14 protein-coding genes and 2 pseudogenes are annotated in these 15,929 nt (G+C 69.9%); 4 read left to right on the top strand and 12 right to left on the bottom strand.

Annotation, left to right across the window (positions count from 1 at the left end; all coding sequences use genetic code 11):
* Window positions 1-18: 18 nt before the first annotated feature.
* From QFZ82_RS37425 to QFZ82_RS37415, 3 genes are all read right to left on the bottom strand, one after another.
* A complete protein-coding gene (locus QFZ82_RS37425; RefSeq protein WP_307717350.1) occupies window positions 19-651 on the bottom strand; it encodes an MBL fold metallo-hydrolase in 633 nt (210 codons plus the stop codon).
* The gene (locus tag QFZ82_RS37420; RefSeq protein WP_307717349.1) at window positions 648-1,736 is read right to left on the bottom strand and encodes an S-(hydroxymethyl)mycothiol dehydrogenase; all 1,089 of its coding nucleotides are present in this window, start codon (window positions 1,734-1,736) and stop codon (window positions 648-650) included. Before QFZ82_RS37420 ends, QFZ82_RS37425 begins: the two co-directional genes overlap by 4 nt.
* A gap of 540 nt (window positions 1,737-2,276) precedes the next feature.
* The gene (locus QFZ82_RS37415) at window positions 2,277-3,689 is read right to left on the bottom strand and encodes an MFS transporter (RefSeq protein WP_307717348.1); all 1,413 of its coding nucleotides are present in this window, start codon (window positions 3,687-3,689) and stop codon (window positions 2,277-2,279) included.
* Between the two features lie 499 nt (window positions 3,690-4,188).
* Between QFZ82_RS37415 and QFZ82_RS37410 the strand changes: the two genes are divergently transcribed.
* The 3 genes from QFZ82_RS37410 (at window position 4,189) to QFZ82_RS37400 (ending at window position 7,170) form a co-directional block, all read left to right on the top strand.
* Window positions 4,189-4,551 carry a cupin domain-containing protein gene (locus tag QFZ82_RS37410; RefSeq protein ID WP_307717347.1) on the top strand — a complete coding sequence of 121 codons (363 nt, stop codon included), beginning with the start codon at window positions 4,189-4,191 and terminating at the stop codon, window positions 4,549-4,551.
* 339 nt (window positions 4,552-4,890) lie between these two features.
* Window positions 4,891-5,763 carry a formyltetrahydrofolate deformylase gene (gene purU / locus QFZ82_RS37405; protein WP_307717346.1) on the top strand — a complete coding sequence of 291 codons (873 nt, stop codon included), beginning with the start codon at window positions 4,891-4,893 and terminating at the stop codon, window positions 5,761-5,763.
* Window positions 5,764-6,372: 609 nt separating this feature from the next.
* A complete protein-coding gene (locus QFZ82_RS37400) occupies window positions 6,373-7,170 on the top strand; it encodes an IclR family transcriptional regulator (protein ID WP_307717345.1) in 798 nt (265 codons plus the stop codon).
* On the opposite strand, the gene QFZ82_RS37395 is transcribed toward QFZ82_RS37400, so the two are convergent.
* From QFZ82_RS37395 to QFZ82_RS37375, 5 genes are all read right to left on the bottom strand, one after another.
* Window positions 7,158-9,521 carry an FdhF/YdeP family oxidoreductase gene (locus QFZ82_RS37395; protein ID WP_307717344.1) on the bottom strand — a complete coding sequence of 788 codons (2,364 nt, stop codon included), beginning with the start codon at window positions 9,519-9,521 and terminating at the stop codon, window positions 7,158-7,160. The genes QFZ82_RS37400 and QFZ82_RS37395 overlap by 13 nt on opposite strands.
* 38 nt (window positions 9,522-9,559) lie before the next feature.
* Window positions 9,560-10,681 carry an aromatic ring-hydroxylating dioxygenase subunit alpha gene (locus tag QFZ82_RS37390; RefSeq protein WP_307717343.1) on the bottom strand — a complete coding sequence of 374 codons (1,122 nt, stop codon included), beginning with the start codon at window positions 10,679-10,681 and terminating at the stop codon, window positions 9,560-9,562.
* A gap of 192 nt (window positions 10,682-10,873) precedes the next feature.
* Window positions 10,874-11,794, bottom strand: coding sequence for a dihydropteroate synthase (folP, locus tag QFZ82_RS37385; RefSeq protein ID WP_307717342.1), 921 nt, complete (start codon window positions 11,792-11,794; stop codon window positions 10,874-10,876).
* Window positions 11,791-12,081, bottom strand: coding sequence for an oxidoreductase C-terminal domain-containing protein (locus QFZ82_RS37380; protein WP_373429380.1), 291 nt, complete (start codon window positions 12,079-12,081; stop codon window positions 11,791-11,793). Before QFZ82_RS37380 ends, folP begins: the two co-directional genes overlap by 4 nt.
* Complete coding sequence (locus QFZ82_RS37375) at window positions 12,078-12,458, bottom strand: bifunctional 3-phenylpropionate/cinnamic acid dioxygenase ferredoxin subunit (protein ID WP_307717341.1); 381 nt, start codon at window positions 12,456-12,458, stop codon at window positions 12,078-12,080. Before QFZ82_RS37375 ends, QFZ82_RS37380 begins: the two co-directional genes overlap by 4 nt.
* Window positions 12,459-12,953: 495 nt before the next feature.
* On the opposite strand from QFZ82_RS37375, the gene QFZ82_RS37370 reads away from it, so the two are divergent.
* Window positions 12,954-13,400, top strand: coding sequence for a hypothetical protein (locus tag QFZ82_RS37370; protein WP_307717340.1), 447 nt, complete (start codon window positions 12,954-12,956; stop codon window positions 13,398-13,400).
* 59 nt (window positions 13,401-13,459) lie between these two features.
* Here QFZ82_RS37370 and QFZ82_RS37365 read toward each other — a convergent pair.
* From QFZ82_RS37365 to QFZ82_RS37350, 4 genes and pseudogenes are all read right to left on the bottom strand, one after another.
* Window positions 13,460-13,606, bottom strand: a pseudogene (locus tag QFZ82_RS37365) (IS701 family transposase); the annotation flags it as partial.
* A 172-nt stretch (window positions 13,607-13,778) separates the two neighbouring features.
* Window positions 13,779-14,618 (bottom strand): LacI family DNA-binding transcriptional regulator, encoded by an 840-nt coding sequence (locus QFZ82_RS37360; RefSeq protein WP_307717965.1) that lies wholly within the window; start codon window positions 14,616-14,618, stop codon window positions 13,779-13,781.
* Between the two features lie 114 nt (window positions 14,619-14,732).
* Window positions 14,733-14,780: pseudogene (locus QFZ82_RS37355) on the bottom strand (hypothetical protein); the annotation flags it as partial.
* Between the two features lie 271 nt (window positions 14,781-15,051).
* Window positions 15,052-15,807, bottom strand: coding sequence for a heparin lyase I family protein (locus QFZ82_RS37350; protein WP_307717339.1), 756 nt, complete (start codon window positions 15,805-15,807; stop codon window positions 15,052-15,054).
* Window positions 15,808-15,929 lie beyond the last annotated feature (122 nt).

Below are 15,929 nucleotides of genomic sequence, written 5' to 3'. Positions count from 1 at the left end.
TGTTCTGTGACGGGCGCGTCAGTGCCCTCGGGCGATCCAGTCGTCGAGATGGGGGGCTTCGGCCCCGATCGAGGTGGTGGCGCCGTGACCGGGGTGGACGGTGGTGTCGGCGGGGAGCGTGAGCAGCCGGTCGCGGATGGAGGCGATGATGGTGTCGAAGTCGGAGTAGGAGCGGCCGGTGGCTCCGGGACCGCCCTGGAAGAGGGTGTCGCCGGAGAACAGGACTCCCAGCTCGGGTACGTACAGGCAGATCGCCCCGGGAGAGTGCCCGGGAGTGTGCAGCACATACAGTCCGGTGTCTGCCACGGTCAGCAGCTCGCCGTCGACGAGTTCCCAGTGCCCGTGCTCCCGGTCGGGGTGCACCTCCTTCCACAGGACTGCGTCGGCCGGGTGGAGAAGGATGGGCGCCTTGGTGCGGGCGGCGAGGGCAGGGGCGGCGTTGATGTGGTCGTTGTGGGCGTGGGTGCACACGATGCCGACCAGGCGCCGGTCGCCGACAGCGGCCGCGATCGCCGCTGCGTCGTGCGCGGCGTCGATGACCAGGACCTCCCGGTCGTCGCCGATCAGCCAGACGTTGTTGTCCACCTCCCAACCGCCCCCGTCCAGCTGGAAGGTTCCGGAGGTGACCAGGTGCTCGATCCGCGCCGTCACAGGACGACCACCGAGCGCAGGACGTCACCGCGGTGCATCTTGGCGAAGGCCGCTTCCACCTCGTCGAGGGCGATCTTCTCGCTGACGAATCCCGCCAGGTCGAAGCGGCCTTGCAGGTAGAGGTCGATCAGGGCGGGGAAGTCGCGGGAGGGCAGGCAGTCGCCGTACCAGCTGGACTTCACTGACCCGCCGCGGCCGAAGACGTCCAACAGGGGCAGGTCGACGGTCAGTTCCGGGGTGGGAACGCCGACCAGGACGGCGGTGCCGGCCAGGTCGCGGGCGTAGAAGGCCTGCTTGTAGGTTTCGGGACGGCCCACCGCGTCCACGACGACGTCGGCGCCGAAGCCGCCGGTGAGGGCGCGGATGGCCTCGACGGCGTCGGTCTTGGAGGAGTCGACGGTGTCGGTGGCGCCGAATCCCTCGGCCCACCTCAGCTTCCGCTCGTCGACGTCGACGGCGATGATGCGGCTGGCGCCGGCCACCTTGGCGCCCGCGATGGCGGCCATGCCCACGCCGCCGCAGCCGATCACCGCGATCGAGTCCCCGCGGCCGACGCCGCCGGTGTTGACCGCGGCGCCGAACCCGGCCATCACGCCGCAGCCGAGCAGTCCCGCCGCGGCGGCGGAGGCGGTCGAGTCCACCTTGGTGCACTGGCCGGCGGCGACCAGGGTCTTCTCGGCGAACGCGCCGATGCCCAGGGCCGGGGACAGCGGGGTGCCGTCGGCCAGCGTCATCGGCTGGGTGGCGTTGTGGGTGGAGAAGCAGTACCAGGGCTTGCCCTTGCTGCAGGCCCGGCACAGGCCGCCGCAGACCGCCCGCCAGTTGAGCACAACGAAGTCGCCGGGTGCGACGTCGGTGACGTCCTCACCGACCGCCTCGACCACGCCCGCGGCCTCATGGCCGAGCAGGAAGGGGAACTCGTCGGCGATCCCGCCCTCCCGGTAGTGCAGGTCGGTGTGGCAGACGCCGCAGGCCTGCACCTGCACCAGCGCCTCGCCCGGGCCGGGGTCGGGAACCAGGACGGTCTCCACCGAGACCGGGGCGCCCTTCTTCCGGGCGACGACGGCGCGTACCTCGTGTGTCACTGTCGATCTCCTCGCTGAGGGAGTCGGCCGAATGCGAGGTTCGGCCGGATGTGCTGGGTGGCGGGGCGTCACATCGCTCCGCCGGGGCGATGGACGAGGGAGAGGGTGAACGTCGCTGTTCGTGGGGCCCGCACGATCAGCGGGCGATGTACGGACCGACGTGGCAACCGGCGCCGGACCGACGTGCTCGGAGCCTGGGAGGGCCGAGCCCCGACCGCCCGCGTTGTTGCGCATTACGCGTCTTACTTCGCTATAAGAAACAGTCTGCCTGCTGGGCGACCACTGTCAAGGGGGTTGGCCGGGCGAACTTGTCCTGCTGCCGGAAGCACCTGTGGCCGCCCGCCCGCGGCCGCGGAAACGACGGCGCCCCGCGACCGTTCAACGGGCCACGAGGCAGGGCCGCCTCCGCGATGATCGGACAGGAGGCCGGAAAGGGGGGCAGCGCCGGGCGGTCCACGGCGCATCGCCCCTGGGGCACGCGGCCGCCCGGCCCCCGAGGGGCCGGACGGCTGCGTGTCGCGCCGTTCGGCGCTTGCGTCGTCAGGATCGTTCGAGGTCGCCCTCCCTCAGACCGGCGGCGCGCTCCCTGTCGGCAGTCGAGGGCTGCCGGGAGCGGGCGGGCAGGGCACTGGTCTCCGCCAGCGTGCGGCCCCGCGTCTCCTCGGCCCACGCAAGGGACACCGCCCAGCCCACCAGGGTGATGCCGGCACCGATCAGCATGGTCGTGCCGATGCCGAGCTCGCTGAGGGAGATCGGCAGCAGGAAGGTGCCCGCGGCGGCGCCGATGCGACTGATCGAGGTGGCCACGCCGCCCGCGGTGGCCCGGATGCCGGTGGGGAACAGCTCGTTGGGATAGGTCCACTCCAGCACCGTGGGACCACCAGAGAGGAGGGCGTAGGCGCAGAAGCACAGGATGACCACCGTGATGGGGAGCGAGTGGCCGCCGCCGAGCACCGCGAGCGGGACCGCCATCAGGGCGAACGACCAGATGATGACGGGGCGGCGTCCGATCCGGTCCACCAGGCGCAGCGCGGGGATGCAGCCCAGCACGAACACGACGCTGATCAGCGCCGAGCCGAGGTTGCTGGCGTTGCCCTCCCCCAGGCCGAAGGAGCCGAGGATGGCGGGGCCGAAGGTGTACAGGGCGAACATCGGCGTGATCTGACACATGTAGAACAGCCCGCAGAAGAGCGTCCGCCGCAGATAGACGCCCTGGAACAGGTCGCGGAACCGGTTCTGCTCCACCGCCTGTTCGGCAGCCGAGGCCGCGAGCAGCTCCTCGATCGGGACGGTGCGGCCGAGGGCTTTCTTGATCGAGTCCTGGGCATCGGCGGTGCGGCCCTTGTTCACCAGCCACAGTGGCGACTCGGGCGTACCGATGCGCATCAGCAGGATCACGGCGCTCAGCACGGCACCGGAGGCGAGCATCCACCGCCAGGTACCGGTGCCGCCGATCTCGGCCATGACGTAGCCGGCCACGTAGGCGGCCGCGGCACCGACGTACCAGGCGAGGATGAGGACGCCGAGCAGCCGGCCCCGGTGCCGGCCCGGCACCCACTCGGCCAGCAGGGACGTCGCGATCGGGTAGTCCGCTCCGATGGCTGTGCCGAGGACGAAGCGCAGCAGGACGAACTGCCAGGTTTCGGTGGCGAACACCGACAGCACCGATGCGCCGACCAGAATCGCCAGGTCGATGGTGTACATCGCCTCGCGGCCGAGTTTGTCGGTGACGGCTCCGCCGAACAGGCCTCCGACGAAGATGCCGACGAGGGCGGCGGCACCGATGAGACCCACGTCCCCCACGGTCAGGTGCAGCTCGCTGCTCATGCCGACCAGCGCGACGCCGATGATGCTGAGCAGGTAGCCGTCCAGGAAGGGGCCGCCGGCGCAGGCCCAGGTCAGTTTCCGATGGAACCTGTTCAGTGGCGCCTCGTCGATGGCACGGATGGACATCTGAACTCCCGGGATGGGGGACGGTGGACTGCGTGACCCCCACACCGGGGCGGCGACCTCGCGGGTGACGGATCACACGTGAGCAATGTTGCGCTCAGAAAAACTTGTTCCTGCATACGCAACGGAACGTCGATCGTGTGTCTGCGTCAAGACGAGTTGCCGAAGCTCTTGTAACTTCCTCGCCCCTCCGGCGACGACCTCGGCCCCCTCACGCCCGGCGGCCGTTCGTGACAGCACAGCCAACGGGCGTTGCGCATGGAGATGGACGTTCTATATGTTGCAACAGCGTCCGGTATGACTCCGCAGACGAGCGGACTTCGCCGGACCGCTGCGCGCGTCCGCAGCCCCGGCCGGACCGGCACCCGCCGTCCCTCCCGCCGGCGGCACCGCCGACCGAACGCCCATCACCCGTCGCGTAAGACGAATGGCGGCCTGCGCCGCCTTGGGGGCGCGCGATCGGCGGGTGCCGGTCGCTCCCACAACAGAGAAGGAAACGGGCATGACCATCAGCTTGAACGCCGGATCGCTGTCCTCCGACGAGCTCGAGGACAAGAAGGACCTGGCCCCGCCGACAGCCACGCCGCTCGGCGGGCCCATGCCGACCCGCAGCCGGCGGATCTTCGCCTCGGACGACGGCAGGATCGTCAGCGGGACGTGGGAGTGCGAACCCGGAGAGTCGGCACGGGACTTCTCCGACCGCGGGGAAGTCATCCACGTGCTGTCCGGGCGCATGACGTGCGAAGAGAAGGGCGGGGCGACGACCGAGGTCTGCCCTGGGACCACAGCGGTGTTCCCCATCGGCTGGCAGGGCACGTGGACGATCCACGAGACGCTGCGCAAGGTCTTCGTCATCTACACGTAGACCTCGTCCGCCGCGAGCCTGCCCTCGACCTCGGGCGCAGGCTCGCGGCATGTCCGGAGCGCTGCACGAGCCGCTCCTTGCCGCCCCGACAACTTCCGCCAGGCGGACGGGTACTTCGGCAAGCGGCTCGACGGCCGGAAGCCGAACAGAACCTTCAATTCAATATGTGCAACATATTGCACATCGCGCAACTTGCGACCCATGGGTGACGGGTGTCGCAAAAGACTGCCCCGCCAAGCGCGACAGTTGCCCGCCGGCCCTTGACCAGCCGGCCGTCCACCCTGGACGATGTTGCGTATCACCCATCCTGTTGTGTAATACGCACCAACGGAGGATGCCATGTCCCCTCGACCGCAGTCCGGCAGCGAGTTCGTCCTCACCCTTTCGTGCCCTGACCGGGCCGGTCTCGTCCACGCCGTGACCACCTTTCTCGTCGGCCACTCCGGCAACATCCTGGAGAGCCAGCAGTTCGACGACCGACTGCAGAACCGCTTCTTCATGCGGGTGCACTTCGATGTCTCCGACCCGGACATCTCCCTGAGCGAACTGCGCACCGGTTTCGGCCCGGTGGCCGAGGCGTACCGGATCGCCTGGCAGCTGCACCACGCGGCGACCCCGACCCGCACACTGATCATGGTGTCGAAGTTCGGCCACTGCCTGAACGACCTGCTCTTCCGCAGGTCCACGGGCACGCTCAACATCGAGGTCCCGGCGATCGTCTCCAACCACCGCGACTTCGAGCCGCTGGCACAGAACTACGGGATCCCGTTCCACCACATCCCGGTGACCCCGCAGACGAAGGGCGAGGCGGAGGCGCGGCTGCTGCAGCTCGTGAGCGAGCTCGACATCGACCTCGTCGTCCTCGCCCGCTACATGCAGATCCTCTCCGACGACCTGTGCAAGCAGCTCGACGGCCGGGCGATCAACATCCACCACTCGTTCCTGCCGAGCTTCAAGGGCGCGCGGCCCTACGTCCAGGCGCATGAGCGCGGCGTCAAGCTCGTCGGTGCCACGGCGCACTACGTCACGTCGGACCTCGACGAGGGCCCGATCATCGAACAGGACGTGGTCCGCGTGGACCACTCGCGCGCCCCGCACGAGTTGGTCACCATGGGCCGCGATGTCGAGGCCCAGGTGCTCGCCCGCGCCGTGGAGTGGCACAGTGAGAGCCGCGTGCTGGTCAACGGCAACCGCACGGTCGTGTTCCGCTGACCGTGCCGGCCGCGTTGCGACTCCTTTTGGCCGCCAAGGGCCCACGCGCGCAGGCAGGGCGCCGGCGCGTGCGCCTGCGGGTGGCCGCCTCGCTCAGCCGCGCGGCAGCGCAGGGTCCGGTCGCGCGGGGTGCGCCTCGCGGGCGGCCGTGCGGGCAGCCGGATCGGGGGGCGCGCGACAGAGGTGTCCGGCAAGGCGGCCGGCCGGCTCCGGCGTCGGGGTGAGCCTGCGGCAGCGGCGTGATGACCGGCCGGGCCCCCGGGGCGGAGGCGCAGGAGCTGCCGTCCGGTGGATCCGGCGGGCACGTGCCCCGGTGCGGACCGCGCACAGCGCCTTCGAACTCCTGGCCGAGCCGGTGGCGACGTGCCCGGCACAGGACGCGCACGGTCCCGTGGGACCGTGCGCGCTTCGCATCGGCCGGCGGCGTGCTCGCCAGGGTCGGGCAGAGCCTGGTGCGTCGGTCCGCTCGCGCCCGCCTCGTGGGCGCCGAATACCTTGAGGACGTGGCCGGGTACTGGTATACCGGCTTATCCGTGCTCGGGCCGCTGATGTGGCTGCACAGGCCGCCGTCCTGAGGGATCCATGGAGACCAGTGCGTATAGTTGCGCTATGAGCAACCATACCGCAGATGGCGAAACAGCAGGTCCCGCGGCGGGCGGCGTGCAGTCCGTCGACCGCGCCGTCAGCGTCCTGGAGATCCTCGCCCAGCGCGGCGAGGCGGGCGTGAGCGAGGTCGCCGCCGAGATCGACGTGCACAAGTCGACCGCGTTCCGTCTGCTCGGGGCGCTGGAGGCGCGTGGTCTGGTCGAGCAGGCGGCCGAGAGGGGCAAGTACCGGCTCGGCTTCGGGATCGTGCGCCTGGCGGGCGCGGTCACGGGCCGTCTCGACCTCACCCAGCAGGGCCGGCCGGTGTGCGAGCGGCTCGCCGAGGAGATCGGTGAGACCGTCAACATCGCCGTCCTGCAGGAGCACTACGCGGTCAACCTCGACCAGGTGCGTGGCCCGGGCGCGGTCGGCACGCACAACTGGGTCGGGCAGCTCACTCCGGTGCACGCCACCTCCAGCGGCAAGATCCTGCTGGCTCACCTGCCGACGAAGGAGCGGGCCGCAGTGGTCGCGGGGTCGGGGATGCAGAAGCTGACGCCGCGCACCATCACCGCCAGGACCAAGCTGGAGAAGGCCCTCACCGAGGCACGGGAGCGCGGTTACGCGGTGTCGCTGGAGGAATTCGAGATCGGGCTGCACGCCATGGCGGCGCCGATCCGGTCCCGCGACGGCGAAGTCATCGCCGCCCTCAGCGCCTCCGGCCCCGAGTACCGCTTCACCGAGGAACGGATGCACGAGCTCGCACCCGTGCTGCTCGAAGGCGCCGAGGAGATCAGCCGCCGCATGGGCTACATCGGCTGAGTCCCGCCCGGGCCGAGGGGGCCGAGCGGCGCCGCCTGCCCCTCGCCGGTGCGCCCTGCCGCACGCGGCTCGAGCCGGACCACGATGCTCTTGGACGTCGGCGTGTTGGAGATGTCGGCCACCGAGTCGAGCGGGACGAGCACATTGGCCTCGGGGAAGTAGGCCGCGCAGCAGCCGCGGGGCGTGTCGTAGGCGACGGTGCGGAAGTCCTGTGCCCGCCGCTCCGGGCCGTCCTGCCACTCGCTGACGAGGTCCACCGGGTCCCCGTCGGTGATCCCGCGCTCGGCGAGGTCGTCGGGGTGGACGAACACCACTCTGCGTCCCTGGTGGATGCCGCGGTAGCGGTCGTCGAGGCCGTAGATCGTGGTGTTGTACTGGTCGTGGCTGCGCAGTGTCTGCAGCAGCAGGCGGCCGGGCGGGACGCGCAGCACTTCCAGCGGGTTGACCGTGAAGTTGGCCTTGCCCGTGCGGGTGGGGAAGTGCCGCTCGTCGCGGGGGCCGTGCGGCAGGGTGAAGCCTCCGGGGTGGCGGACCCGGGTGTTGAAACCGGCGAAGTCGGGCAGGACGCGGGCGATGCTGTCGCGGACGGTGTCGTAGTCGGCCCCGAAGGCCGCCCACGGCACGTCGTCGTCCGGCCCGAACAGGGCGCGTGCCAGCCCGCAGACGACGGCCGGCTCGGAGAGCAGGTGCGGGGAGGCGGGTGGCAGCCCGCCGCGTGAGGCGTGCACCATCCCCATGGAGTCCTCGACGGTGACGAACCGGTCCTTCCCGTCCGGTCCCCGGTCGCGTTCGGTGCGGCCGAGGACAGGGAGGATGAGGGCCTGTCGGCCGCAGACGGCGTGGGAGCGGTTGAGCTTGGTGGAGACCTGCACGGTCAGCCGGCAGCCACGCAGGGCGCGCTCTGTGGCGGCCGTGTCGGGGGCGGCGGAGACGAAGTTGCCGCCCATGGCGAAGAACACCTTCACGTCCCCGGTGCCCATCGCCCGGATCGTCTCCACGGCGTCGAGACCGTGGTGGCGGGGCGGGTCGAATCCGAATTCCTTGTGCAGCGCGTCGAGGAATTCCGGCGCCGGCTTCTCGTAGATGCCCATGGTCCGGTCGCCCTGGACGTTGGAGTGGCCCCGTACGGGGCACACTCCGGCGCCGGGGCGGCCGATGTTGCCGCGCAGCAGCAGGAAGTCCACCACCTCGCGGATGGTGGGCACGGAGTGCTTGTGCTGGGTGAGGCCCATGGCCCAGCACACCACGATCGACCGGGCGGACAGGACGTCGCGTGCGGTCTCCTCGATGGCTTCGCGGGCGAGTCCGGTCGCCTCGGCGACGTCGTCCCAGTCGAGTGTGCGCAGGTGTGCGGCGTAGGCCTCGAAGCCGTCGGTGTGCGCGGTGATGAAGTCGTGGTCGAGGACCGTGCCGGGCTCTGCGTCCTCGGCCTCCAGCAGCAGCCGCGACAGCGCCTGGAAGAGCGCCTGGTCGCCGCCGAGCCGGATCTGCAGGAACCGGTCCGCGAGGGGTGTGCCGCCTCCTGCGACTCCGCGGGCGTTCTGCGGGTTCTTGAAGCGCAGCAGTCCGGCCTCGGGCAGTGGGTTCACCGCGACGATGCGTGCACCGCGCTGCTTGGCCTTCTCCAGCGCGGACAGCATGCGCGGGTGGTTGGTGCCGGGATTCTGCCCGACGACGAAGATCAGGTCGGCACGGTACAGATCGTCGAGGTGGACGCTGCCCTTGCCCACCCCGATCGTCTCGGTGAGCGCCGAGCCGCTCGATTCGTGGCACATGTTCGAGCAGTCCGGCAGGTTGTTGGTGCCGAATTGCCGTACGAGGAGCTGGTAGAGGTAGGCGGCCTCGTTGGAGGTCCGCCCCGAGGTGTAGAAGGCGGCCTCGTCGGGGCTTCGCAGCGCCTTGAGCTGCTGGGCGATGATGTCGAACGCCGTCTCCCAGGTGACCGGCACGTACGTGTCGGAGTCGGCCGGCTTGTACATCGGCTCGGTGAGGCGGCCCTGCTGGCCCAGCCAGTAGTCGCTGCGGCCCGCGAGTTCGCCCACCGGGTGCGCGGCGAAGAACTCCCGCGTCACCCGGCGGACGGTGGCCTCCTCGGCGACCGCCTTGGCGCCGTTCTCGCAGAACTCGGCCCTGCTGCGGTGATCGCCCTCCGGCCAGGCGCAACCGGGGCAGTCGAAGCCGTCCTTCTGGTTGACCTTCAGCAGGGTCAGTGCGGTGCGCCGCACGCCCATCTGGTCGTACCCCATGCGCAGCGCATGGGTCACCGCGGGGATCCCGGCGGCCCAGCGCTTCGGCTCGGTCACTTCCAGTGCGTCCTCGCCGGGGTCCACGCGCGGCGCCTTGCGTGCCATGACTGCCTCTCTCGTCCGATGTGCCGGTGGGACTGCTGTCATGCGCTCAGGCGGGCCTGCAGCCAGGTGTGGAATTCGCCGATGTGGTGCTCGCTGGGCACCAGGACACCGCCCTTGGCATACGCCCTCGAGCTCATCGCCGGCTGCGTGCGCTCACACGCGTCGAAGTCCTGCTGGTTGACCCGGTGGAACAACTCCACCGAACGCTCCACGTCCTTGCCGCTCTCCACCACATGCGGCAGATACAGCCAGTCGCACTCCACGATCGTGCGGCCGGGCGCCATCGGATACATCCGGTGGAAGATCACATGGTCCGGCACCAGATTGATGAACACCTGCGGCCGCACCGTGATCGCGTAATAACGGCGGTCCTGCTCCTCCGCGACACCCGGAATACGCTCCAGACCCTCCGAGCCGTCGACCGTGAACCCCTTGACCTCCTCACCGAACTCGGCCCCGTGCCCGACGTAGTACTGCGCCGCATAACCGTCCGCGAACTCCGGCAGCACCTCGGTGAGTTCGGGATGAATGGTCGCGCAGTGATAGCACTCCATGAAATTCTCGATGATCAGCTTCCAGTTGGCCTGCACGTCATACGTGATCCGCCGGCCCACCTGCAGATCATCGATCCCGTAGCGCTCGATCGACTCGAGATCCCCCAACCGCTCGACCACCGCACCCTGCACATCCGCCTCGAACGACGGCGGCGTCTCGGCCAGGCACACCCACACATACCCCAGCCACTCCCGCACATGGACATTGACCAGGCCGTACCCGGTCCGGTCGACGTCCGGCATCGACGTCAGATTCGGCGCCGCCACCAGCTTGCCGTCCAGACCATAGGTCCAGGCGTGATACGGGCACTGGAACGCCCGCTTCACCTCACCCGACTCCTCCGTGCACAACTTCGCCCCACGGTGCCGGCAGATGTTCAAGAACGCCCTCACCGAACCGTCCCGGGAACGGGAGACCAGCACACTCTCCCGCCCCACCTGAAAGGTGCGGAAAGCACCCGGCTTGGCCAGATCGGCGGCACGGGCCACACAGAACCACATGGCCTCGAAAACCCGCTCCTGCTCCCGAGCGAAAACCCCAGGATCGGTGTAGTACTCACCGGCCAGCGTGGCAATCAGGCTGGGCGGCAGATTCGTGATGGTCATCGTGTCACCTTCGAAAAGAGGTCAGACGCGCACACGGCGGGGGTGGGCCGTCAGAGACGGTTCACGACGGCGCGTTTCTCAATAAGAGACAGGTGGCGTATTGCGAAACAAAGAATCTGGTGTGACGGCGGCGGTGTCAAGAGACCGGCCAAAGGCGTGCGGGGCCTGCGATGCCGGCCGGACACCGGGTCCTCAGCACAGCAACGCCTGCGCCGGGGCCGCCGCCTCGACGCCCCAGCGGACGGTCACCCGCACCGCGTCGAGCGTCGAGGCCACATCGTGCACGCGCAGGCACCAGACGCCCTGCGCGGCGGCGAGCACGGAAACGGCCGCGGTCGCGGCATCCCGCGACCGCGGCGGGCGCACCTGGCCCGTCGCCGGGTCCGTCAGCAGGCGCCCCAGGAACGACTTGCGTGACGCGCCCACGAGAAGGGGGCAACCCAGCGCGCCGACCTCCCCGAGACGGCCCAGCAGCTCCCAGTTGTGCTCGGGCGTCTTGGCGAAGCCCAGACCGGGGTCGACGATCAGGCACCCGGGCCCGATCCCCGCCTGCAACGCTGCCTCGACCCTCAGGCGCAGCTCGTCGACCACGTCGGTGACGACGTCGCCGTATACGGCGTTCGCCTGCATGCCGGCTGCGTGGCCGCGCCAGTGCATCACCGCGTACGGCATGCCGGACCGCGCCATCAGCGGCAGCATCCCGGGGTCGGCGAGGCCGCCCGAGACGTCGTTGACCAGCCGTGCACCCGCATCGAGAGCGCGGGCGGCGACCTCCGCCCGCATGGTGTCGACGCTGACGGTCCCGCCTGCCGCGGCGAGTTCCCGCACGACGGGCACGACGCGCCGCAGCTCCTCCTCGACGGGCGGGCGGACCGCGCCGGGGCGGGTCGACTCGCCGCCCACGTCCACGATGTCCGCGCCTTGCTCGAGCAGCGCGAGTCCGTGCGCGAGCGCCGTTTGCGGAGCGAACGACAGCCCGCCGTCGGAGAACGAGTCCGGCGTGACGTTCACGACGCCCATGACCAGGGTCCGGCCCGGCCGCGGAAGCCCGTCGGGGTGCCGTTCCGGAATTCCCGGGCGCGCGGGCACGACGGCGTGGGCCGTGGCGGTCACGGGGATCCGTCCCTCTGCGCCGCGGCCGCGGCCAGCTGACGGCGCCAGCGCATGAACGGGCGGGTCCGGTTCACGCCGAGCACGGCGACCGGGCGCTCTGCCCGCCGGTAGACGGCGAGGAAGCTGCCTTCGTCCGCGGCACCCTCCTCGACGGTCACGCTGTCGGCTCCGGCCGCGTACCCGGCGAACTGGATGCGCACGCCGTACTGGTCAAAACCCTGTGCGCGCAGGGCCCGGGCGGCCGACAGTCCGGCCAGCGAGGCGCCGACGACGGCCACGCTCTTCACGCAGCGCCTCCGGCGACCGGGACCGCTCCGAGCCGTGCGGCGACACAGGAGGGCGGAAGGTTCGGCGGGGCGTCGGAGAGCTTGACGTAGATCATGCCGTCCTCGACCAGGACCTGGTGGGTGCGCACGGGGAGCCGGGCCGGCGGGGCGTCCACGCTTCCGGTGCGCAGGTTGAACTTCGAAGCGTGCAGGGGGCATTCGACCTCGCACCCCTCCAGCCAGCCGTCGGAGAGCGAGGCGTCCTGATGGGTGCACGTGTCGTCGATCGCGTAGAACTCGCCGTCCTCGGTGTGGAACACGGCGACGGGCGGGTCGGACTCGATCCGGAACGCCTCGCCTCGCGGCAGATCGGCGACGCGGCACGCAGGAATCATCATGACCACCTCAGTGCGTATTACGAAACGGATTGCGTAAAGTGCAACGCCAGTCTGAGGTCGCCACTACCCCTTGTCAAGGAGTCGATGGGGGCATCACAGAGGTCTCCCGCAGCTCACCCGCTGCCGGGGAACTGCCGCACGCGCCACCGGCCGGATCACAAAACGGCCGCCACCGACCGCGACCCGGGCGCACCGGACGTCGATGCACCACCGGGCCTCGCCACTACGCCGACCGGCAGCGCCGCCGAAAGCGCGTCGGCCGCATGCCTCACGGCATACGCCTGGCCCCCAGGACCAAAGAGGAAATAATGGGCAGCCGCCTGCTCATCGGCGGCACCGCAGGACGCGTCTCCACACGAACGACCCGGGCGGCATCCCGAGGAGACGATGATCCTTCGCCGGGGGCGGCACCAGCCCGGTGACGGCCTGGCTGCGCGGCCTGGCGTGCCAGGCCCACACCGCGTGCGGTGGGCCGGGGGTGGGTGCGATCGGCCTGTGCTTCACCGGCAACTTCGCCCTCACCATGGCCCTGGAGCCGGCGGTGATCGCCCCGGTGGTCAACCACCCGTCGCTGCCGCTCGACGACCCCGGCGGACTCGAACTCGACGCGGCGGACGCGCGCGGTGCGCGACCGGCTCGACCGCGACGGACTCACCGTCCTCGCCTACCGCTTCGAGGGCGACCGCTGGTGCACGGCAGCGCTTCGCCGCCTACCGATCGCTGCTCGGCGACTCCTTCGACGGGCGTGTCCTCCCGGACAGCGCCGCCAACCCGGCCCCGCCGCCCTTCTTCGCCGATCTGGTCCGCACCCCGCACAGCGTCGTCACCGCCCATCTCGTCGACGATGCCGGCCACCCCACGGTCCGGGCCCGCGACGAGATCCTCGCCTTCCTCACCGACCGCCTGCACCCGTACGGGAACCAACCGCTGCCCGCCACCTGACCGGGCCACCGGTTGCAGGCGATGCGGATCAGCTCGTCCAGCGTGGCGCCGACGGGTCAGTAGGCGATGTAGAGGGCGATCTCCTCGGGCCGACGGACGCTGCGGCGGGCGATGACCCAGTGCTGCCGGTCGGGACGGTGCCGGGGGCGGACTTCGACGCGGGCCCAGTCATACACGCGCGGGCCATGGGCGCCGTCACCGCACGAATGCACCCGGCGGAACTGATCCGCATCGTCACACGGTAGCGGCCCGGGGCCGAGCCAGACACCCTGGCCGGACGCCCGCCCTGATCAAGGGCCTGCCTGACCCCCAATACCCGGCAACACAGTGGCCGCCGTCCGCGAGGACGGCGGCCACTGACGCATCGAACGGGGAGATTCAGACCGGGTTGCCGCAGGATTTTCGGATCTTGAGCGTGGGCAGCAGCTCGATCTGGTGCACAGGCAGTTCATCTCCCGCGCCGAGCCGTCTGAGCAGCAGGTTGAGGGCCTCGGTGCCGACCGCCCTCTTGGGCGGGGCCACCGCTGTCAACGGGGGGTCGCAGAGTGCAGCGTAGACGTCGTCGTAGGCGAGGAGCGCGATGTCCTCGGGCACGCTGAGGCCGTGCATGCGCAGCAGTGGCGGCAGCTGAATTGCGTCCTGGTCGTTGTGGACGAGGACGGCGCGTACACCCGAGCGCGCGGCTTCGGCGATCCGCGCGGTCAGGTCGTGCACGCTCTCTGGCGAGCTGATGGTCGACGGGCTGTCCACATCGATCACCGGCAACTCCGCCAGCCCGAGGTGGTGCGCCGCGGCCGTGTACCCGGCGCGGACCTCGTGTGCGGTGCGGGTGTCGGAGCGGGCGGCGAGAAGGACCGACCCGTGGCCGAGCTCTGAGAGCCGGCGCAGGGCCAAAAGCACCCCGTGCCGGTGATTTGAACACACCGCGTCCAGCTGCGCCGCCGACGCCTCGGGTGCGGCCCGGCGCTCCACCAGCACGGCGGGGACGGGGAGGTCGACCAGCCACTCGCTGCCCCCGAGTCCTTCCCCGGGCGTCCAGTGGGGCGTGAGGAGCAGTCCGTCGACATCCGACTCCAGCAGCCGGTCGACCTGCGCGCGATCGCTGTTCGCCCCGTACGGCGCGATGCCCAGGATCACCCTGGCCCCGGCCGCAGTGGCAGCGGCACTCGCACCGGCCACCACCTCGTCGAAGTACGACCCGACACCCGGCACGAGCATGCCGAGAACGCGCCCTTGTGCTCCGGATCGCCCGCCTGCTGAGCCGACGGGGAGAGACACCGCTCCGTGAGTCCGCTCCACCCTGCCGTCGTCTGCGAGCGCCGCAACGTCACGCCGGACGGTTACGGCGGGGATACCGAGGCGCTCGGCGAGCTCGACCACACGGATGACCCCTGCCTCGCGCACGACGTCGAGGATGCGTGTGCGTCGTTCCTGCGCCGAAGCAGCCACCAGGTCTCCTCTTGATCAGGCGCCCTGGGGCGCGCGTTTCCGCCTACGGAGCGCCGATGGAAGCAGTACCTTGCATTACAGACGTATTCGATCACAATTTGGTCACCTGATCAATCCTGTGACAGGCGGGCGCCCCGGGTGCCGGGAGCGCGTGATGGGCGTCCTCGCCTGGTGCAATTCCCGTGTGGGCGTGGCTCGGTCTTCAGTCCACGTCACCGTAGGTGGTTCCGAACTTCAGGCTGTCGACCCGATTGACAATCTCGGTGGTGGTGTTGCCGCGGTCGTAGGCGCCCCACTTGGGTTCGTTGGCGGAGTCCCAGGTGCGACCGGTGAAGCGGGTGGATCCGTTGGTGAAGGTCTGCTTGGCGCCGTTGTAGTACAGCTCGACCCAACCGGAGGACGCCGAGCCGGAGGTGTGAATCCCGATGGCCACCCGGTTCCAGTCCCAGGCTTCGACCGACTTGGACCAGATGTAGCGCCAGCTCGCGCCGTTCGGTCCGACGTAGACGAGGTTGACCTTGCCGTTGCCCACGGTCATGAGCAGGGGGTAATTCTGTTCTGCATCGGGATACGACTTCCACTGCCAGGGGACCCAGTCGGTGCTGGTCGGCACGACGGAGAACTTCTGCTCCCAGCCGAACCAGTACGTCTCGTTGTCTGCGAACGCGTAGCGCGAACCATCGACTCTGACCCCGCGGGACTCGCAACGGTAGGTCCCCACCGACTTCGTGTAGCGGAACACAGTGCCGTGGCCGTCGTCCTGCGCGACGGTGACCAGGCTGCCGGGCGACTCGCACTCGACGTTGCCGAACACCGTGGTGCCCTGCGAGGCGTCACCGTCCCACACGACGGCGGCTTGCGCCGACGAGGAGAAGAGCAGAGCCGTTGCAGCGGCAGTCGCTGCGGCGGATGCGACGAGCAGGGGCTTGCTCAGCTTCTTGCGGCCGTGCCTGGACATGAGGCCTCCAAGACCTTGATGCGGAGCTGCGGGCAGCTGCCCGGACTCCGGTTTCTAGCAGCCCCCACTAGATCATTCAATAATTCAATCAAGACAGATCGACTTTTGCTCATTCGATACGT

It is taken from the genome of Streptomyces sp. V4I23, from assembly GCF_030817975.1.
GTDB lineage: Bacteria > Actinomycetota > Actinomycetes > Streptomycetales > Streptomycetaceae > Streptomyces.
Note: the sequence above shows the minus strand (reverse complement) of the source record. Positions and strands in the feature narration are given on the sequence as shown.